This is a genomic window from Gillisia mitskevichiae, assembly GCF_003634585.1.
GTDB classification, from domain to species: domain Bacteria; phylum Bacteroidota; class Bacteroidia; order Flavobacteriales; family Flavobacteriaceae; genus Gillisia; species Gillisia mitskevichiae.
On the sequence record NZ_RBLG01000001.1, the window covers coordinates 831620 to 852515 of the forward strand.

Sequence of the window (20896 nt, forward strand, 5' to 3'; positions counted from 1 at the left end):
AGAGGATAAATATAAGAATTTCTATAAGCTATAAATTCTAAAAATTGTATTTTTGCTTTGTTTTAATACAAAAGAAACTTTAGTTTCCACCTATGGACAAATTTTCATTTCTAAACGCTGCACCTACAGCCTATTTCGCAAATCTTTACGATCAGTATTTACAAAACCCAGATAGTGTAGAACCTAGCTGGAGAGCATTTTTTCAAGGTTTCGACTTTGGAATGGAGCAAAATGGGGATCTTCCAGAAGGAACTCACCAAAATAATGGTTCTTCATCTCAAGATTTTGCCGCTACAGATATACCTGATAATATTAAAAAAGAATTTCAGGTAATACGTTTAATAGATGGGTACAGAACACGTGGTCACTTATTCACCAAAACAAATCCGGTTAGAGACCGCAGAAAATATATTCCAACTCTTGCTTTAGAGAATTTTGGATTAACTAATGAAGATCTCGAAAAGACTTTTAGTGCTGGAGATGTTATTGGTATTGGTCTAACTACTCTTAAGGAGATTATAAGACATCTGGAAACCATCTATTGCCAATCTATCGGGGTAGAATATATGTATATCCGGAAGCCAGAGGAGATCGAGTGGATTCAGCAAAAATTAAATATCAACGATAATCAGCCTCAGTTTACTAATGCTGAGAAAAAGAATATCCTTTCAAAATTAAACGATGCTGTTTCTTTTGAAAGTTTTCTTCATACTAAATATGTAGGTCAGAAACGTTTTTCTCTTGAAGGAAACGAAAGTCTGATTCCTGCATTAGATACCATTATAGAAAAAGCCGCAGATCTTGGGGTTAAAGATTTTGTAATGGGAATGGCTCACCGTGGACGATTAAATACTCTTACCAATATCTTCGGAAAAAGTGCCAAGGATATTTTTAGTGAGTTTGACGGGAAAGATTACGAGCAGGATATTTTTGACGGAGATGTAAAATATCATTTAGGTTGGACAAGCTGTAGAACCACCACAAGTGGTAAAGAAATAAATATAAATATTGCGCCAAATCCATCTCACTTGGAAACGGTAGGTGCAGTTGTCGAAGGAATTGCTAGAGCAAAGCAAGACAGAAGATATAAAGACGATTTTTCCAAGGTTCTACCTATAATTGTACACGGGGATGCAGCAATTGCTGGTCAAGGTTTGGTGTACGAATTGGTGCAAATGGCACAATTAGATGGTTATAAGACAGCCGGAACTATTCATATAGTAGTAAATAACCAAATAGGATTTACTACTAACTACTTAGATGGACGTTCTTCTACCTATTGTACAGATGTTGGAAAAGTAACCTTATCTCCTGTATTGCATGTAAATGCCGATGATGCAGAAGCTGTTGTTCATGCAGTATTATTCGCTCTAGATTTTAGAATGCAGTTTAAAAGAGATGTCTTTATAGATCTATTAGGATATAGAAAGTATGGACATAATGAAGGAGATGAGCCAAGGTTTACTCAGCCTAAATTATATAAAGCAATTGCCAAGCATGAAAATCCAAGAGATATTTATGCTGAAAAATTGATGAAAAGTGGCATCATAGAAGATGGTTACGTTAAAAAGCTGGAAGAAGAGTACAAGGCAAAATTAGAAGAGGAATTATTAGATTCCAGAAAAGAAGATACTACAAGGATCACTCCTTTCATGAAAGATGAATGGGAAGGGTACGAGAATGTACAGGAAGACACAATGATGGCTCCTGTAGATACTACTATAGATATCAAGACACTTGACGAGGTTGCAAAAGTGATCACTAAACTTCCAGAGGATAAAAAATTCCTTAGAAAGATAGCGAAACTTATAGAGGCTCGTGAAAAGATGTATTTTGAAACCGATCAATTAGATTGGGCAATGGCAGAATTACTTGCCTATGGAACATTAATGACCGAAGGTTATAGTGTAAGAATGAGTGGGCAAGATGTAGAGAGAGGAACCTTTTCTCATAGACATGCCGTTATAAAGGTTGAAGATAGCGAAGAGGAGGTCATTCTACATAATAACATTCCAGATAGAAAAGGAAGGTTCAATATTTTTAATTCATTGTTATCCGAATATGGTGTAGTTGGTTTTGATTATGGTTATGCCATGGCAAGTCCAGATACTCTAACAATTTGGGAAGCTCAATTTGGAGATTTCGTGAATGGAGCCCAAATTATGATGGATCAGTACATTTCTGCAGCAGAAGATAAGTGGAAATTACAAAATGGTTTGGTTATGCTACTTCCTCACGGTTATGAAGGTCAAGGAGCAGAACATTCTTCAGGAAGAATGGAGCGTTTCTTACAACTTTGTGCTACAGATAATATGTTTGTTGCAGATGTAACCACTCCTGCAAATATGTATCACTTGTTGAGAAGACAAATGAAGGTGAATTATAGAAAACCTTTAATAGTATTTACTCCAAAGAGTTTGCTTAGGCATCCAAAAGTAATATCCACTAAAGAGGAATTTGCAACAGGAACTTTCCAGACAGTAATAGATGATGCCTCAGCTAAAGTAGAAAATGTAAAATCTTTAGTATTTTGTACAGGTAAATTCTATTATGATCTTTTAGAGTATCAAGAAGAGAATAAACGAGATGATATCGCATTAGTTAGAATAGAGCAATTATTTCCGTTACCTGAAGAAAGGATTAAGGAAGTAATGGGGAAATATAACAATGCAGATGATATTGTTTGGGCTCAGGAAGAACCAAGAAATATGGGAGCGTATAGTTATTTACTATTGCATTTTGATGAAGCGAAAAGCTTTAGAGTATGTAGTAGGAAATTCTATGGATCTCCTGCAGCAGGAAGTTCCGTGAGATTTAAAAAACGACACGAAAAAGTAATTGAAAGTGTTTTTGATAAAACTATGGTTTAATCAAATTCCAATAATAATTAATAAAACACCCTTTCTTAGAAATAAGAAAGATTCAAAAATATAAAACAAAAGATCATGGCTTTAGAAATGAAAGTTCCTTCTCCGGGAGAATCTATTACAGAGGTTGAAATTGCTCAATGGCTTGTAGAAGATGGAGATTATGTTGAAAAAGATCAGCCTATTGCTGAAGTAGATAGTGATAAGGCGACCTTAGAATTACCTGCTGAAGCTAGTGGAATAATTACATTAAAAGCGGAAGAAGGCGATGCAGTTGCTGTTGGTGCGGTAGTATGTTTAATAGACACGGATGCTCCAAAACCAGGCGGAGGTGATACAGATAAATCTGAAGAAAAATCTAAGGATGAATCTGGTGAAGAGGAAGTTAAAGAGCAAAGAAAAGAAACTTCAACAGAAGCAAATAGCGATAAAGCGGAAGCTTTAACTCAAACTCCTTCTAAACCTTCAACTCCTTCTCAGCAACAAGATAAAACCTATGCTACTGGAACGCCATCACCTTCAGCAAAAAAGATCTTAGATGAGAAAGGGATAGATACTAAATCTGTATCTGGATCTGGTCGCGATGGAAGAATTACCAAAGAGGATGCTGTACAAGCAAAAGCCTCAATGGGTACTCCAGGAACTGGTAAAAGAGGTGAAGAGCGCAAAAAAATGTCTATGCTTCGCAGAAAAGTTGCAGAGCGTTTAGTAAGTGTTAAGAATGAAACTGCTATGCTTACTACTTTTAATGAAGTAGATATGTCGGCAATATATTCTTTGCGTAAACAATATAAAGAAGAGTTTAAAGATAAGCATGGTGTAGGATTAGGCTTTATGTCTTTCTTCACTCTTGCGGTTGTTCGAGCATTGGAGATGTATCCAGATGTAAACTCTATGATTGATGGTGATTTTCAAATAAAACACGATTACAAGGATATTAGTATTGCGGTTTCTGGTCCAAAAGGATTGATGGTTCCCGTAATGAGAAATGTAGAAAACATGGGCTTTAGAGCTGTAGAGGAAGATGTAAAACGTCTTGCCTTAAGAGCTAGGGATGGAAACATTACCGTAGATGAAATGACTGGAGGTACTTTTACTATTACTAATGGTGGAGTTTTTGGATCTATGTTATCTACTCCTATACTAAATCCACCTCAAAGTGGGATCTTGGGAATGCACAACATTGTGGAAAGACCGGTGGCTATAGATGGTCATGTGGAAATTAGACCAATAATGTTTGTTGCGTTATCTTATGATCACAGAGTGATAGATGGTAGGGAATCTGTTGGTTTCTTGGTTGCAGTAAAAGAAGCCTTAGAAAATCCAGAAGAATTATTGATGGATAATGATGTGAAAAGAGCATTAGAGCTATAATTCGAACAAACAATTTTATATATTAAAAAAGCTCGCAACTTATAAAGTTGCGAGCTTTTTTTTAAGGCTTGTTTCAATCAAAATAATGATATTAATGTAAGTATGTTCAATAGAAGTATCGCGATTATTGCTACGGTAAGCAGGAAAAATCCTGCATTCGAAAATGCTTTTTTCTTCACTAAATTATCTATGATATCTATTTTCATATTCAAATTTAACTTGAAACAATAGATATTTTAATGGGGGTTTTTCCCCATTATTTTAAATACAAGGCTTTATTCTTGTAATCTATAACAGCTCTTCCTTTTTTTAATATATCGGCACCAATTATACCATGAACTTTCTCGGCCTTATGGTTAACTAGGGCTTCATTTACGTGGGTGAGATCAAAAAGAACAATATCTAATTTTTTAGTTTTCCAACCTTCAATTGCAATACTGTTCTTTAAGGCCACTTGGGTAAGCATATTTGTAGCTCCAGCTCCTGCTGCTCTAATCTTGCTTTCTTCACCTAACAATTTAAAATGAGCAGCAGTATCAAAACCTACACAAGTGCTAGATGCGCCTGTGTCTAGTATGAAATTACCCTGAACTTCATTTATTTTTGCCACCAATTCAAAGTGATTGGTTTCAGTATATTTTAATTTAATGCGATGATAGCCTTTGCTCTTTAATAATTTCCTCAGGGATGACATTCTTTGTGTTTTGGCAAAGATAGGTCTTCAAAATAAATTATTTTTGTCTTTATGATTTTAACAGATACTCATACCCATTTATATAGTAGAGATTTTGATGCCGATAGGGAGGAAGCTGTCAATAAGGCTATATCAAAAGGAATTAATAGATTTTTTATTCCCGCAATAGACTCTTCTCATACAACGGCAATGTATGATTTAGAAGCTCAGTTTCCGGATAATGTTTTTTTAATGATGGGTTTACACCCAACATCTGTAAAGGAGAATTTTGAAGATGAATTAAAACATATCGAAGAGCAATTTAAAGAAAGAAGCTTTTATGCTGTTGGAGAAATAGGGATAGATCTCTATTGGGATAAGACGTTGCTTAAGGAACAGCAAATTGCGTTTAAGCGGCAAATTCAGTTAGCCAAATCCAAGAACCTCCCAATCGTAATTCATTGCAGAGATGCATTTAATGAGGTTTTTGAAGTATTGGAATCTGAAAAAGGAGACGATCTTTATGGCATCTTTCATTGTTTTACGGGTAATAAAGAGCAAGCTTTAAAAGCGCTTTCTTATAATATGAAGCTGGGTATAGGTGGAGTTGTAACCTTTAAAAATGGAGGTTTAGATAAATTTATTGCAGAAATACCTATTGACCATATAGTTTTAGAGACCGATGCTCCTTATTTAGCGCCTGCTCCATTTAGAGGAAAAAGAAATGAAAGTGCTCATATTCAGATAATAGCAGAAAAAATTGCAGAGCTATATGGCCTCCATATCGAGGAGGTTGCTGCAATTACCACAAAAAACTCCAAAGATATATTCGGTGTGTAATGTGGGGAATTAACATATTATTTTGTTCATTTGTGAAGCTAACCAAATAATGTACGTGTCCAACTTCGAAGAAATAAGATTTTATAATGATAATGAGGTGCAAGCTGCTTTAAATAAGTATGCTAATCATCCAATGGTAAAAACCTTGTTGCAGTTTACTTTTCCCGAGAAATCATTCGAGGAGATTAAACAAATACTAGACGATTGCCATTCTATTCGTGATTTTCAAGGGAAAGTTATTTATCATTCCGTTAAAAAAGTATTAGAAAAAAGTTCTGAGGGACTTTCTTATAGTGGTTTTGAAAAGCTGCACAAAGATGAGTCCTATATGTTTATTTCTAATCATCGAGACATCATATTAGATACAAGTCTTATAAACTGTGCACTATATGAGCAGGATTTGGTAATGACAGCTTCTGCAATTGGGGATAATTTAGTGCAAAAACCATTTTTGTTATTATTATCTAAGCTCAATAGAAATTTTCTTGTTCAACGAGGACTTACACCTAGAGAGATGCTTCGTAGTTCTCAGAATCTTTCAGAATATATTAGGCATTTATTATTAGAGGAAAATAGATCTGTTTGGATGGCGCAGAGAGAAGGCCGTACTAAAGATGGGAATGATGTCACACAGCAAGGCGTGCTCAAAATGCTAGCTATGGCTAAGGGAGACATGAGCATTTCTGAATATTTTTCAAAAATTAAAATAGTTCCAGTTTCTATCTCTTATGAATTTGATCCTACAGATGTTCTAAAGATGCCAGAATTAATGGCTAAGAGAAAAGAAGAGGTTTATAAAAAATCTGCACATGAAGATTTTAATTCTATTCTTAAAGGTGCGCTGGGAAATAAAGGAAGGATTCATATTACCGCAGGAGAGATATTGGATGAGAATTGGTTCGGGGAATTAGCGAAAACAGAACACTCTGTTAACGATCAATTGCAAGCTATTGCTGGTGCTATAGATTCTAAGATCTATAAGAATTATAAGCTTTGGCCTGCAAATTATATAGCTTGCGACTTATTAAATAATTCTGAAGAACACTCAAGTCGATATACAGATAAGGAAAAAAGGCAGTTTGAAAGAAGGTTAACTAGACGGGTAGATTTTAAAAATGCTCTTGAGGTTAATAGTTATCTTTTAATGTATGCTAATCCTGTAATAAACCATGAAGCCCTAAATGAAGACAAAATCTAATATTTTACTGATCTATACTGGGGGAACCATTGGTATGATCAAAGATTTTGAAACAGGGGCTTTAAAGGCCTTTAATTTTAGCGAATTACTTCAAAATATTCCCGAGCTAAAACTGCTAGAGCATTCTATAGACACCGTAAGTTTTAAGGAGCCTATAGATTCTTCTAATATGAATCCTGTTAATTGGATCCAGATTGCAGAAATTATAGAAGAAAGATATGAGGAGTATGATGGATTTGTAGTATTGCATGGAAGTGATACCATGTCTTACACAGCTTCTGCTTTAAGTTTTATGTTTGAAAATCTTACAAAACCAGTAATTTTTACGGGTTCTCAGTTGCCAATTGGAGATCTAAGAACAGATGCTAAAGAAAATTTAATTACCAGTATTCAAATTGCCGGTTTACAGAAACAAGGACGCCCTGTTATTTCTGAAGTTTGTCTTTATTTTGAGTATAAATTATATAGAGCTAATAGAACTACGAAGATAAATGCTGAACATTTTCAAGCATTTTCTTCTTCTAATTATCCTCCTTTAGCAGAGTCTGGAGTATATTTATCGGTAAATCACTCAGCTCTTTGGGTAACAAATAGAAGAAAGAAGGTAAAACTTCATAAAGATTTTAGTTCAGAAGTGCTTATTTTAAAAATGTTTCCGGGCATTACAGAAAGTACGGTTGCACATATTTTATCGAAGAAAAATCTTCAAGGTGTCATTTTGGAGACATTTGGGAGTGGAAATGCACCTACAGATGCTTGGTTTATTAATTTATTAAAAAAGCATATTTCAAAAGGTTTGGTTATCATAAATGTTACTCAATGTGTTGCAGGTAGTGTGTCTATGGGTAATTATGAGACCAGTACTCAGTTAAAAAAGATAGGAGTGGTGTCTGGAAAAGACATTACAACAGAAGCGGCAATCGCAAAATTAATGTACCTTTTAGGAAAAGAATTATCACCTAAAGTATTCAAAACCATTTATGAGACTTCCCTACGCGGTGAAATGTTATAAATATTAACGAATCTTATTTTGTTTGTAATTTTTTTTTTTTGTTATTTGGCGCACTAATTAAAATAAGCATATTTTAGAGAGGTGGCCGAGCGGTCGAAGGCGCACGCCTGGAAAGCGTGTATACGCCAAAAGCGTATCGAGGGTTCGAATCCCTTCCTCTCTGCAATTTATTTTTATTAAAAATTTATTTTTATATCTTTAACCCTTTAACTAATTAATTTAAGACAAACAGTAATGAAAAGATTATTTTCAACTTTGGTAATCGCTTCGATTATGTTATTTGGAGCCGCACAAGCTAATGCGACAATTAATGTAAACATCTTACCTGATAACATCCAGACGATTGTTCAGGATGACGAAGCAAGCCTCGACACAGAAGAGGAAGATTTAGGTTTTCACCAAGAACTTAAAAAACGTTTTATAGAAGGTGGTGCCGGCTTTATGGGGATCGTTCTTTTATGTTTAATTCTAGGTTTGGCCATCGCCATCGAGAGAATTATCTTTTTAAACTTATCTACAACAAACACTAAGAAATTAGCTCAGGATGTTGAAGATGCATTGAATAACGGTGGAGTAGAAGCTGCTAAAGAAGTTTGTAGAAACACAAGCGGACCAGTTGCCTCTATTTATTACCAAGGACTAGATCGTGCAGACGAAAGCATTGAAGCGGCTGAGAAAGCTGTTGTTGCTTATGGTGGTGTTCAAATGGGACAACTTGAGAAGAATGTTTCTTGGGTATCTTTATTTATCGCTTTGGCTCCGATGTTAGGTTTCATGGGAACAGTAATCGGGATGATTCAAGCATTCGATAAAATTGAAGCAGCAGGAGATATGCAACCTTCATTGGTAGCAGGTGGTATTAAAGTAGCACTTCTTACAACTGTATTTGGTTTGATCGTAGCGATTATTCTACAAATCTTTTATAATTACATCATCGCTAAGATCGATAGTATTGTAAATGATATGGAAGATGCTTCTATCTTATTGATCGACATGTTAGTTGATTACAAAAACAAAAAAAGAATCTAAGAAATAATAAATCATGACCATACACAAAGTTTTAAAATATTTAGCACTTGTTATTGGTGTAATAGGTCTTATCCTTTTGGGTAGAATTATTATAGCTGGTGATGATGCTATTTCCGCCTCGGCGGCAGATCAAAATAGTTTATTAGAGCCTATGATGTGGGTTGGCTATATTGTATTGGCTATCTGTATTGTAATAGTAGGTTTCTTTGTTATTAAAGGATTGTTTTCCGGAAATGTAAAGAACACACTAATTTCAGTAGGTGCCTTTTTACTTGTTATAGTTTTAGCTTACGTTTTAACTGATGGTAACGAAGTTCAACTTAAAGATGGTGATACGCTATCTGCAAGTGCAGACCATTGGGTTGGTGCCGGATTAGTAGTATTTTATATTCTAGCAGCAGTAGCAGTTGGAGCTATGGTACTTTCCGGAGTAAGAAAATTAATAAAATAAATTATGGCTAAAAGATCAGCACCAGAAGTAAATGCCGGCTCTATGGCCGATATAGCATTCTTGCTATTAATTTTCTTCCTGGTTACTACTACAATTGAGACCGATAGGGGAATCAGCCGTAAATTGCCCCCTATTCAAGATGAGAACGTTGAGCCGCCTGTTATTAAGCAGAAAAATATCTTTACAGTAATCGTTAACAGAAATAACGATTTACTAGTTGAAGATCAAGTAATGCAATTGGGTGAACTGCGTAAAGCTGCAATGGATTTTCTAGACAATGGAGCTGGACAAGGTGATGAAGGATGTAGTTACTGTAAAGGAGCTAAAGATCCTGCATCTTCAGATAACCCTACTAAAGCTATTATATCTTTAGTTAATGACCGCCAGACTGAGTACAGAACGTATATTTCTGTTCAGAATGAGTTAGTAGCTGCATATAATCAGTTAAGAAACAGGGAAGCTCAAAGAATGTTCGGTATGGATTATACTGAAATGGAAGCTAAATACAACGATCCTAATTTTAGAGGAAATAAGGATAAGCTGGAAAAGCAGATAGATGAAGTAAAGGATATGTATCCTCAAAAATTATCTGAAGCAGAACCTAAAAGCTAGTAGACTAAATAATATTTTAAATTCAATCTAGATATGTCTAAATTTAAAAAGAAAAAGAGTGGTGAATTACCAGCGGTAAATACGGCTTCATTGCCAGATATCGTTTTTATGTTGCTTTTCTTTTTTATGGTGGCTACGGTAATGCGTCAAAATACTTTGATGATTGAAAATAAGTTACCCTTTGCAGACCAAGTAGAGAAATTGGATAGAAAGGAATTGGTAATGTATATTTATGCAGGAAAACCAAGCCCTAGATACCAACAAAAATTTGGTAGTGAAGCTCGAATTCAGTTAAATGATAAATTTGCAGATGTAAAAGATATCCAAAATTTTATTTACGCAGAAAGAGAGACTAAACGTGAAGAATTAATTCCTTATTTAACAACTGCCTTAAAAGTAGATGTTGAAACTAATATGGGATTGGTATCTGATATTAAACAAGAATTAAGAAAAGCAGAAGCACTAAAAATTAACTACACAACTCGAATTGGAGAAGTAGCTAAGAATTAGTTTTAACTGTTACATTACTGTCATAAAACATCCCATCTGGATCTTCCGGATGGGATGTTTTTTTTATATTTAACTTTCTGAACAAATACAGGAACTAAGCTTTTGGAAATGAAGAGAATCTTATTTTTTACTTTTGGACTTTTCTCAATGTGGTCTTCATTTTCACAAACTACTGCTTTAGATTCTATTATAAAACCCGTTGATAGTCTTTACAGAGAAGATCAATTTTATGTAGGCTTAACTTTCCATCTTTTAGGAGATCTCCCAGAATCTGTAGCTCAATCGGGATTCTCGGGTGGGGTTCATCTTGGTTTTATTAGAGATTTCCCCTTAAATAAACGTCGTAATATTGCCATAGGAGCTGGATTAGGTTGGTCCTTAAATTCGTATGGACAGGAATTATTTATTGGTGAAGATGAAAATAATAATACCATTTTCAGAAACTTAAGTGATCCAGAAGTGGATTATGATTTTAATAGATTTTCCACGCAGCTTGTGGAATTGCCATTAGAATTTAGATGGCGAACTTCTACTCCAGATTCTTATAAGTTTTGGAGAATTTATACAGGATTTAGATTGGGGTATATCTATTATTTCAAATCTAATTTTAAACAAGGTTCTAATCAAGTGATTCAAACAGATGTTCCAGAGTTGGAAAGATTACGTCTTGGAACCACATTTACCTTTGGGTATAATACATTTAATTTCCATGTATATTATAGCTTAAATCCTTTCTTTAAGGATGCTCAACTGAATAATACTCCGGTTGGAATATCTACCTTTAAATTAGGCTTGATGTTTTATATTCTATAACCAGTAATTAAGCACTATTAATTGTGGTAAAAGGCCAATGAAGAATCCTAGAAATAACTCTATCCAGGTATGAGCTTTATAATGTAATCTAGAGGTTGCTGTTAAGCCCATAGCGGCTATTAAAAACGCAATCACATAAATTAGATTCAGTCTATAGTAAATGCTAAGCGATAGTACAAATATGAATATTCCAGAGAGCCCCAACATATGTAAGCTTATTTTCACTCTAAGTAAGGCAAGAATAAATGCGGTTAGTATTGAAAACAAAATCCCTACGAAAAAGTAATATAAAGAAGGATAGTTGTAGATGTTTAAAATCTGATAAAGGTTTAAGCCAATAAGCAAACTATAAAAGAATAATGGCCAACGGCGTTGGTTCACATCTTTTAAAAATACAGATTCTGCTTTCCCTAAATTTTTCAGAAGAAAATAAAAGACCACTGGAATAAACAAAGTGGTAATGGCAATAGCTAATAATTTCGCTTGGATTAATGCTAAAGGAAAGAAACGTGGAGTAACTAGAAAATAAAATAAACTTCCGGTAAAAGGCATCCATAAAGGATGAAAAATATAGGAAGCACTTTTTATTAAGAACTTCATTAAATCTCTTTTCTCATTCGAGCAACCGGAATATCCAGTTGTTCTCTATATTTTGCAACTGTTCTCCTAGCAATAGGATATCCTTTTTCTAATAGTAATTTGGCTAGTTTGTCATCGGTTAAAGGCTTGCGCTTATCTTCTTCATCGATAGACATTTCTAATATCTTTTTGATCTCTCTTGTAGAAACCTCTTCTCCTTGATCGTTGGTCATGGATTCAGAGAAGAATTCTTTGATCAATTTTGTACCATAAGGAGTATCTACATATTTGCTATTTGCAACCCGAGATACTGTAGAAACGTCCATTCCAATCTCATCTGCAATATCCTTTAAGATCATAGGGCGTAAATTACGCTCATCGCCGCTCAAGAAGAATTCTTTTTGATAATTCATTATAGAGCTCATCGTGACCATTAAAGTTTGTTGACGCTGCTTTATTGCATCTATAAACCACTTTGCAGAGTCTAGCTTCTGCTTTATAAACATTACTGCATCTTTCTGAGACTTTGTTTTTTCCTTGGATTCTTTATAGCCCTTAAGCATGTTGCTATAATCATTGGAAATATGCATTTCTGGAGCATTTCTGCCATTCAAGGTTAATTCCAGCTCTCCATCAACAATTTTAATAGCAAAATCGGGGATCACATGCTCCACCATTCTTAAATTTCCAGAAAAAGCACCACCCGGTTTAGGATTTAAATGTTCTATTACATCTATGGCACTTCTAAGTTCGTCTTCAGAAATATCATGCTTGGCAAGTAGTTTGGTGTAATGTTTTTTGCTGAAGTGATCAAAAGACTTGTCCAGAAGATCTGTTGCTAAGGAAACTTCTTTGGTTAATTCCTTCCGCTTTAATTGGATCAATAAACACTCCTGTAGAGATCGAGCTCCAACTCCTGCGGGATCTAGTTCCTGAACTTTCTTTAATACTTTTTCTACCGATTCTTCATCGGTATAAACATTTTGAGTGAAGGCAAGATCATCTACAATATCTTGTAAAGTTCTTCTTATGTAACCACTTTCATCTACACTACCTACCAGAAAATCTGCGATCTCTTTTTCGAGCTCAGTTAATCTAAAAGTGCTTAATTGTGTTTTTAAATATTGTGCGAAAGAAGTTCCAGATGCGTAAGGAACATTCTTTTCTTCATCGTCTGCACTATAGTTATTTGCCTGAAGCCTATAATTTGGAACCTCATCGTCGCTTAGATAATCGTCTACATTAATATCGGTATCTATAGATTCGTTATCGTAGTCATCATTATCATATTCGTCATTAGAAAACTCATCATCAAATTCTGCATCTAAGTCTTCTTTTCCATCTTCCAGCGCAGGATTTTCCTCTAATTCCTGTTTGATACGCTGCTCGAAAGCCTGCGTAGGTAACTGGATAAGCTTCATCAACTGTATTTGCTGAGGGGATAGCTTTTGAGATAATTTAAAATTTAATTGCTGCTTTAGCATAGTTAACTTATTGCGCTTTATACAAAAATAAGCAAAAAGCGTGCTATTGTAGCTTTGGCATTCCAATTGCTTTCGTAAATTTTTGTTAAGAATCTCTATTAAAGGCTTAACTAACTGCTCTACTGAATTTTGAAGGAAATTTTAATTTAAATTTTAGTAAGCTTTTATCTATGGGGTGATGGAATTCTAAACCAATAGCAGCAAGATAAAGACCTTTTTTACTGAAAGGATTCTCCCCAGAACCATATAATTTATCTCCTACAATAGGAAAACCAATTGAAGAAAGATGGATCCTTATTTGATGAGTTCTCCCTGTTTTTGGAGCAACTTCTAATAATGAATAAGTGACATCCTGATGCCTAAAGGATTTCAATGTTTTATAAGTAGTAAAAGCTTCTTTTTCTTCAATTGTAGTTTGAATTGAATCTTGCAATGGGGTTTCTCCAGTTACTAAGGCTAAATATGTTTTTTGGATATTCTTCTCCTCGAAATCTTTATGCAACTTTAATTGTGCCGATTTGGATTTGGCAATGATCAATAATCCACTAGTTGGATTGTCTAATCTGTGAACAGGAATTGGATAAGGCAAAGCATCGGGAAGAGAGGAAATTTTTAAATTGAAGGGAAGGGCTTGTTCAATGGTTTTAAAATAATTCCCACTTGTTGGATAGCCTGATGGTTTGTTTACAACTGCTAAATGATCATCTTCAAAAACCACTTCCAGCTTTAATTGAAAAACTTTTATTTGCTTTTCATCCTTCTGAATATAATCTATTTGCTGATGTTCCTGAATCCAATCTGAGGTTTGTGCAACCTTTCCATCTAATAAAATTTGCTCCTTTTTTATAGCTTTTTTAAGTCCGCTTTTGGAAGGAAGCATTCTAAATATTCCAACCGCGTATTCCTGCAATCGTATTTTTGTAGCGATTGCAGGAACGATATGCGATTCGATAATTTTCAATTAGTGGAGTTTAAAATTCTGCATTTTGAGGAGTTCTCGGGAAAGGGATCACATCTCTAATATTGGTCATTCCAGTTACAAAAAGAACTAGTCTTTCAAAACCAAGTCCGAAACCACTATGCACACAAGTTCCAAATCTTCTAGTGTCTAAATACCACCAAAGTTCTTTCTCGTCTATATCTAAAGCCTTCATTTTCTCTTTAAGAACATCTAAACGCTCTTCTCTTTGAGAGCCTCCAACAATTTCTCCAATTCCTGGAAATAAGATGTCCATCGCTCTTACAGTTTTTCCATCTTCATTCAAGCGCATATAAAAAGCCTTGATGTTAGCTGGATAATCAAAAAGGATCACTGGGCATTTAAAGTGTTTTTCAACTAAAAAGCGTTCATGCTCACTTTGAAGATCTGCTCCCCATTCTTCTATAGGGTATTGGAATTTTTTCTTTTTGTTAGGCTTAGAATTTTTTAGAATATCTATAGCCTCTGTATAACTTACTCTTTTGAAATTATTTTCTGTTACGAATTTTAATTTCTCTAGTAGATCCAGTTCACTACGTTCTGCAGCTGGCTTTGTTTTTTCATCATCTTTCAATCTGTTTTTAAGAAATTCTAGATCATCTTTACAATTTTCTAAAACGTAAGAAACCACATACTTTATAAAATCTTCTGCCAGGTCCATATTTCCATCTAGATCGCAAAAAGCAACCTCTGGCTCTATCATCCAGAATTCTGCAAGGTGTCTAGAAGTGTTAGAATTTTCAGCTCTAAAAGTTGGACCAAAAGTATACACTTGCCCAAGTCCCATCGCATAAGTTTCTGCTTCTAATTGCCCAGAAACCGTAAGATTTGTTTCTTTTCCGAAGAAATCTTCTTTATAATTTATATTCCCTTTTTCGTCTCTTTCAGGATTATTCAAATCCATTCCTGTTACCTTAAACATTTCTCCTGCACCTTCGGCATCACTACCTGTGATTATAGGAGTGTTCACGTAATGGAAATTATTTTGCTGAAAATAGCTGTGGACAGCAAAAGATAATTTGCTACGAACACGCATTATCGCTCCAAAAGTATTGGTACGAATTCTTAAATGCGCCTGCTCACGTAGCTTTTCTAAACTGTGTTTTTTTGGTGATAAGATGGTTAATTTTACCTCTTCTGGATTAGCATCTCCTAGAATTTCAAGAGAAGTAACTTCTACTTCAACACTTTGCTGGCTCCCTAGGCTTTCTTTTAAAGTTCCTTTGATTTTAATAGCAGCTCCTACAGTAATTCGTTTTAAAATATCTTCAGAAGTGTTTTCAAAATCTATAACGCATTGTATATTATTAATGGTGGAACCATCATTTACTGCAATAAATCTATTACTTCTAAAAGATCGTACCCATCCTTTTACTTCAACTTCCTGTAAGAATTGATCGCTGTTTATTAAATCAGCAATTTTAGCTTTTATCATGTTACTTATATTTTTTAGGGATTCTAGGGATTCAAAGATAAATTTTCCTTGTTAGCTTAACAAGAACCCATTTTATTTTAATTCGTTTTCTTCTTCTGGTAAAACATCATCTTCATTTACAATGATCTGCATAGAAGGTTCTTTTAAGATCTTTTTATTCGCAATGCTCTTTTCTAAAGAAAGAAGTAGCGATGGTAGTAATAACAAGTTAGCTAACATTGCAAATAGAAGTGTTGCTGAAACCAATCCTCCTAGAGCAACAGTACCTCCAAAACTACTTATCATAAATACTGAAAATCCGAAAAACAAAACTATGGAAGTATAGAACATACTTACTGTAGTTTCTCGTAAAGCTGCATAAACAGAGCGTTTTATCTTCCAATTATTTGCTTTTAACTCCTGCCTATATTTAGCCAGAAAATGAATGGTATCATCTACAGATATTCCGAAAGCGATACTAAATACTAAAATAGTGGATGGTTTAATTGGTACTCCTATAAAGCCCATCATTCCTGCTGTTACAATTAGTGGCAATAAATTAGGGATTAGAGAGATAAGGATCATTCTAAAGGATCTAAACATCCATGCCATTAGTAAGGCGATCAATAATATAGCTAAAGAAAGGGATATAATAAGGTTCTTTACCAAATAGGTAGTTCCTTTTTGAAAGATCAAAGCTTTCCCGGTTAAAGAAATGTCAAATCTATCTGGAGGAAATATTTTATTTATCTGTGGCCACAAACCTGCTTCAATTCGTTCCATTTCTTCGGTCCCAATATCCTTCATGAATGTAGTCATTCTAGCATATTGACCTGTAGTGTCTACATAAGCATTTAGCAGATTCCCTTCAGAAGAGATTCCTTTTAAATAAGGCGCTATAAAGTTTTGTTCCTGAGAAGTGGGTAATTGATAATATTTAGGATTTCCATTATAGTAAGCCTGTTTGGAATATTTAGCGAGCCTTACCACAGATAGAGGGGAAGATAGCTCTGGAATATCAACTATAATATTCTCCAAATTTTCCATTTTCTTTAATGTAGAAAGCTTTAAGGCGCCCTTAGGTTTTTTGGTGTCTATTAAGATCTCCAGTGGCATTACTCCATTAAATTCCTCTTCAAAAAACTCGATATCCTTAAAGAAATCTGCTTGCTGTGGCATATCTTCTAATAAACTTCCTGAGACCTTGATAGTATAAATTCCAATAATACTTAGGGCTAACAAGGAGATGGAACCTATATAGATAGCAATTCTGTGGTCTCGAACCATACGCTCTACCCAATCTACAAAACCACCAATCCATTTTTTGTTTAAATGCTTAAGGTGTTTGTCTTTTGGTAAAGACATATAGCTATAGATAATCGGGATGATCACTAAGCTTAAAATGAAAATAGCAATGATGTTAATGGAAGCTACAATACCAAATTCCTTTAATAACTTGCTATCTGTAAGAATAAAAGTGGCAAACCCAGAGGCAGTAGTAAGGTTGGTAAGTAAAGTTGCATTTCCTACTTTGGTGATAACACGTTGTAAGGATTTCGCCTGATTGCCGTGATTTTTTATCTCTTGCTGATATTTATTGATCAGGAATATACAATTGGGGACTCCAATTACAATGATAAGAGGAGGGATTAAAGCGGTAAGTACCGTGATCTCGTAATGTAATAATCCAATTACTCCAAATGCCCACATTACACCAATAAGTACCGTGACCATAGAGATTAAAGTAGCTCTAACAGATCTGAAGAAAAAGAAGAAGATCAAAGAGGTTACCAATAAAGCACCCCCAATAAATAAACCTATCTCATCTATAATATTTTGTGAGTTCAATGTTCTTATGTATGGCATTCCAGAAACATAAACATTGATATTATTATCTACTTCAAATTGCTCGATAAGCGGCCTTAATTCTTCTATAACAAAGATTTTTCGTTCTTTGGAATTAACGATTTCTTCTTTTATATAAAGCGCTGTTTGTACAGTGTTGGTGTTATTACTATAAACCAAATTATCGTAGAAAGGCAGTTTGTTAAAGATCTCATCTTTATAGCCAGCAACTTGAGTACTATCTAATTTTCCTTTTTTCAGTAAAGGAACCATCTCAAACCTCTTTGGATCATCGAATTTTTTTAGCTTCTTTAAATTACCAAGAGAAATTACATTTTCTATCTCTGGATAAGTTTGTAATTTTTCTGAAAGTTTATTCCATGCGGCAAATTTTTCAGGAGTAAAAAGAGTGGAATCGTTTATTGCAAGAACTATGATGTTCCCTTCTTCTCCAAATTTGTCTAGAAAGTTATTGTAAGTAATATTGATCTCATGATCGTCTGGCAAAAGATTTGCCTCTGTATAAGAAAACCGCATATTTTGCCACTGGGAGGCAAGAAATATGGTAATACCAATAATAATGGCGATAATAACGAGCCTATTCCTAAGAATTACTCGAGCGATGGAATTCCAAAATCCAAAACTAAAAATTTTTGACATGCCTGTTTTTTGAGCGCGGGCAAAGTTAAGAAAAGCCGTGGTATTAATTGATTATAAGTAAAGTAATCTACTTTCTAAATTTTAAGCCTCAATGTGAATTTAAAAGAGAAATTTTCTTTGAAACTAGGAAGATGATATGCACCGTATCTATAAGCGAAACTTAGTCCGAAACCACCCAGTAATTTATTGATTTCTAAGCCTGCTTCAGAAAAACCATGCTTTAAGGAATTGAACTCGATATTTTGATGCGCATTTATATCATCAAAATCTCCAATCACAAATCTATTTAGAATTGCGAGCTCAGGTTTGTAAGTATCTGTAATTCTTATAGGTCTAAACTGATGTCTTATATGTAATGCCGCTTGGCGATCGCTAAAGAATTCATTAAAATACATGGTTTCAAAACTTATCTTTCCTGCTATAGAAAATCTATTTAAGATTTCTGCTTTATTTGGGTTGTTTGGAAATGAGTGAAATGCGTGTGTTAGAGGAATATCTCCAAATGCATAATTTCCTTCTAAGGTGAATTGAGTGTTAGAAAGATCTAATCTGTTAATTTGATATTCTACTTTCAAGCCAACTTTAGTAAAATCGAAATCTCCTCCTAAAATATTCGAAACACTTTTTGAGATTTGCCCCGTAAATTGTGGGTATCCTTTATTAATTATTTGGTTGCTTTCTGGAGTATTTAAAAATGTGCTAAAAGGACGATACAAGAAGCCAATTGTTGCTTCTGCTATAGTGTAATCCTTATATGATCGGTCATCATTTATATAAGCATAATTTCCTATTTGTGTGATATCACTTCTATTTATCACCCATTCTGTTTCCAGTTTTGGAGTGAACCTATGAGTTAAGCCTGCCTGAATTGCTTGATATTTATAGTAGAAACTAATATTAACAAATCGAGGTTCTAAAATAGAAAAATCATTAATTCCCTTTAAATATTTATAGCTTCCAACTTCGCGAATATCATCGCTATACTTTAAATCTAGCCAAGTATCTGTTCGTTTTCTCAATAAAGTTCCTGCTCCAAAACCGTATTTAAATTGCGCATCTTTAAAGCCATAAACAAGATAACCTTGAAGTCTTGTTTTTTCAGAAAAACCAGCATTTGTTGTTCCGCCGGCTCCTAGCCTAATTCCTTCATAATTATTGAATTTAAAAAATTTACTAAGATCAAAATCCCATATTCCGGCTGGCAAATGACCATTGGCAATAGCTTTTTTAACCCTGATCTTTTTCTCTATATTCCGGGTTCTAATTATACTATCTACTTTTTGAGATGTAAACTCGTCTTTTAAAGTAAATGGGATCTGCCGATTGGCCTCCCAGTAATTAACAGACTTATCATTAGCATTTTTTAATACATTTATTGTAGCCGCGTATTTAGGAATAGCAACTTCTTCGTTAAATTTAATCTCGTAATTAACTGTTGAAGATTCTAAAAAAAGACCAGATTCTACTTCTCCAGAACCAATTACTGTATTTAAAATAGATTTTTTACGCTGTACTGTTCCTAGAGATATACTTCCTCCAAAGACCGAGATATCTTTTCCGCCAGTTCCAGGCTTAAGAGTTATCGTTTGATTGCTTGGAAACCACAAGTCGTGTTCTTTGTAGTATGAGTAGTTATGATTCACTACTAGTTTTACTGCTCCCAGCAGCTGCGCAGTCGCTTTTTGTATAGCATAACTCGTTGTGTCTAAATATAAAACTCCTTCTAATCCAGCAACTTTCTTTTGCCGCTTTGGCTTAAAGTAGATCATGTAGGAAGCTCTGCCTTCTATACTAGTTGTATCTAATATTTTATAAGAATAATTATTGAATGCTCCGTTTGCTAGAGGTCCTGCATAATCCGTGTCAAATAATTGATAGTTGCTCTTGTAAAGAGAAAGTGGCTCTGCTTTTAAGGACAACACATCGTAAACAGGTTTGTTGAAACCTGCGGTTTTAATTCCCTCAACTAATTCCTTTCTCTTATTAGGTTTTTTAAAAAGATGGGTTGCTGTTTTTTCTGAAAGATATGCGCGGCCTTGATTGATGATCGTCCTTATCTCTATGCTTGAAGAGTCAGATTGAGTACTAATTCCTGAAGCTTCATTATCTATAATGAATTTGTTATAACTCTTATATTGAAAGCTTTTCAAAGCCTTTTCAGGATCATTTTTAGATTTTCTCTGGATGGCTTTGGCAATAATCTTATCGGCGGGACTTTCTTCAGAATATAACATCACTGCTGAAAGGTCTTCGGTGAATGGCTCCAATTTTATCAGGTAGTATTCTGAGAATTTAGTAATTGGAGTTGTTTTGCTGGAAAAACCAATGTAAGAAACCGTCAAAACAGAATCTTTGGCAGTTAATTTTATACTGAAACTGCCATCTATATTGGTGAGAGTTTGTTTTTTATCTGAAGTTTTTACAGTAGCGTAGGCTAGGGGATCGCCATTTTCAGAATTTATTACATGGCCATTAATAATATTTTGACCAATACAGGTAGAAAAAGGAATAAATAAAGCTAGGAATAGTAGGGTTCGTATAAATTTATTCATTCCT

General features: G+C 34.4%; 17 protein-coding genes and 1 tRNA gene. 11 read left to right on the forward strand and 7 right to left on the reverse strand.

Annotated elements, in window-relative coordinates; all coding sequences use genetic code 11:
* Positions 1–92: 92 nt before the first annotated feature.
* Together BC962_RS03820 and odhB are read left to right on the forward strand one after the other, a co-directional pair.
* Positions 93–2870: a 2-oxoglutarate dehydrogenase E1 component gene (locus BC962_RS03820; RefSeq protein ID WP_121344563.1), complete on the forward strand. Its 2778-nt coding sequence runs from the start codon at positions 93–95 to the stop codon at positions 2868–2870.
* Positions 2871–2945: 75 nt separating this feature from the next.
* Entirely contained in the window at positions 2946–4241 is a 1296-nt protein-coding gene (odhB, locus tag BC962_RS03825) for a 2-oxoglutarate dehydrogenase complex dihydrolipoyllysine-residue succinyltransferase (protein ID WP_121344564.1), read from the forward strand.
* Positions 4242–4497: 256 nt separating this feature from the next.
* Here the strand turns inward: odhB and BC962_RS03830 are convergent, their stop codons facing one another.
* Positions 4498–4935 carry a retropepsin-like aspartic protease family protein gene (locus BC962_RS03830; RefSeq protein ID WP_121344565.1) on the reverse strand — a complete coding sequence of 146 codons (438 nt, stop codon included), beginning with the start codon at positions 4933–4935 and terminating at the stop codon, positions 4498–4500.
* Positions 4936–4986: 51 nt separating this feature from the next.
* Here BC962_RS03830 and BC962_RS03835 point away from each other — a divergent pair, with 51 nt between their 5' ends.
* The 9 genes from BC962_RS03835 to BC962_RS03875 all read left to right on the forward strand — a co-directional run bounded on the left by BC962_RS03835 (position 4987) and on the right by BC962_RS03875 (position 11379).
* Positions 4987–5754, forward strand: coding sequence for a TatD family hydrolase (locus BC962_RS03835; RefSeq protein WP_121344566.1), 768 nt, complete (start codon positions 4987–4989; stop codon positions 5752–5754).
* A gap of 55 nt (positions 5755–5809) precedes the next feature.
* Positions 5810–6952, forward strand: coding sequence for a 1-acyl-sn-glycerol-3-phosphate acyltransferase (locus BC962_RS03840; RefSeq protein WP_121344940.1), 1143 nt, complete (start codon positions 5810–5812; stop codon positions 6950–6952).
* Positions 6936–7964 (forward strand): asparaginase, encoded by a 1029-nt coding sequence (locus BC962_RS03845; RefSeq protein ID WP_121344567.1) that lies wholly within the window; start codon positions 6936–6938, stop codon positions 7962–7964. The genes BC962_RS03840 and BC962_RS03845 overlap by 17 nt, the downstream gene beginning before the upstream one ends.
* A gap of 75 nt (positions 7965–8039) precedes the next feature.
* Positions 8040–8127 (forward strand) — tRNA-Ser (locus BC962_RS03850).
* Between the two features lie 71 nt (positions 8128–8198).
* Entirely contained in the window at positions 8199–8993 is a 795-nt protein-coding gene (locus tag BC962_RS03855) for a MotA/TolQ/ExbB proton channel family protein (RefSeq protein ID WP_034919787.1), read from the forward strand.
* Positions 8994–9006: 13 nt separating this feature from the next.
* The gene (locus BC962_RS03860; RefSeq protein WP_121344568.1) at positions 9007–9444 is read left to right on the forward strand and encodes a hypothetical protein; all 438 of its coding nucleotides are present in this window, start codon (positions 9007–9009) and stop codon (positions 9442–9444) included.
* 3 nt (positions 9445–9447) lie between these two features.
* Positions 9448–10056: an ExbD/TolR family protein gene (locus tag BC962_RS03865; RefSeq protein WP_121344569.1), complete on the forward strand. Its 609-nt coding sequence runs from the start codon at positions 9448–9450 to the stop codon at positions 10054–10056.
* A gap of 33 nt (positions 10057–10089) precedes the next feature.
* Complete coding sequence (locus BC962_RS03870; protein ID WP_121344570.1) at positions 10090–10566, forward strand: ExbD/TolR family protein; 477 nt, start codon at positions 10090–10092, stop codon at positions 10564–10566.
* 108 nt (positions 10567–10674) lie between these two features.
* On the forward strand, positions 10675–11379 hold the full coding sequence (locus BC962_RS03875; protein ID WP_121344571.1) for a porin family protein: 705 nt from the start codon (positions 10675–10677) through the stop codon (positions 11377–11379).
* On the opposite strand, the gene BC962_RS03880 is transcribed toward BC962_RS03875, so the two are convergent.
* The 6 genes from BC962_RS03880 to BC962_RS03905 all read right to left on the reverse strand — a co-directional run bounded on the left by BC962_RS03880 (position 11374) and on the right by BC962_RS03905 (position 20892).
* Positions 11374–11979: a hypothetical protein gene (locus tag BC962_RS03880; RefSeq protein WP_121344572.1), complete on the reverse strand. Its 606-nt coding sequence runs from the start codon at positions 11977–11979 to the stop codon at positions 11374–11376. The genes BC962_RS03875 and BC962_RS03880 overlap by 6 nt on opposite strands.
* Positions 11979–13442, reverse strand: a complete 1464-nt coding sequence (rpoN, locus tag BC962_RS03885) for an RNA polymerase factor sigma-54 (RefSeq protein WP_121344573.1) — start codon at positions 13440–13442, stop codon at positions 11979–11981. Before rpoN ends, BC962_RS03880 begins: the two co-directional genes overlap by 1 nt.
* 106 nt (positions 13443–13548) lie before the next feature.
* Positions 13549–14403: an RluA family pseudouridine synthase gene (locus BC962_RS03890; protein WP_121344574.1), complete on the reverse strand. Its 855-nt coding sequence runs from the start codon at positions 14401–14403 to the stop codon at positions 13549–13551.
* A 10-nt stretch (positions 14404–14413) separates the two neighbouring features.
* Positions 14414–15856, reverse strand: coding sequence for an asparagine--tRNA ligase (asnS, locus tag BC962_RS03895; protein ID WP_121344575.1), 1443 nt, complete (start codon positions 15854–15856; stop codon positions 14414–14416).
* Between the two features lie 72 nt (positions 15857–15928).
* Positions 15929–18340: an efflux RND transporter permease subunit gene (locus tag BC962_RS03900; RefSeq protein ID WP_121344576.1), complete on the reverse strand. Its 2412-nt coding sequence runs from the start codon at positions 18338–18340 to the stop codon at positions 15929–15931.
* 74 nt (positions 18341–18414) lie between these two features.
* Positions 18415–20892: a DUF5686 family protein gene (locus BC962_RS03905; RefSeq protein WP_121344577.1), complete on the reverse strand. Its 2478-nt coding sequence runs from the start codon at positions 20890–20892 to the stop codon at positions 18415–18417.
* Between the last annotated feature and the right edge of the window lie 4 nt (positions 20893–20896).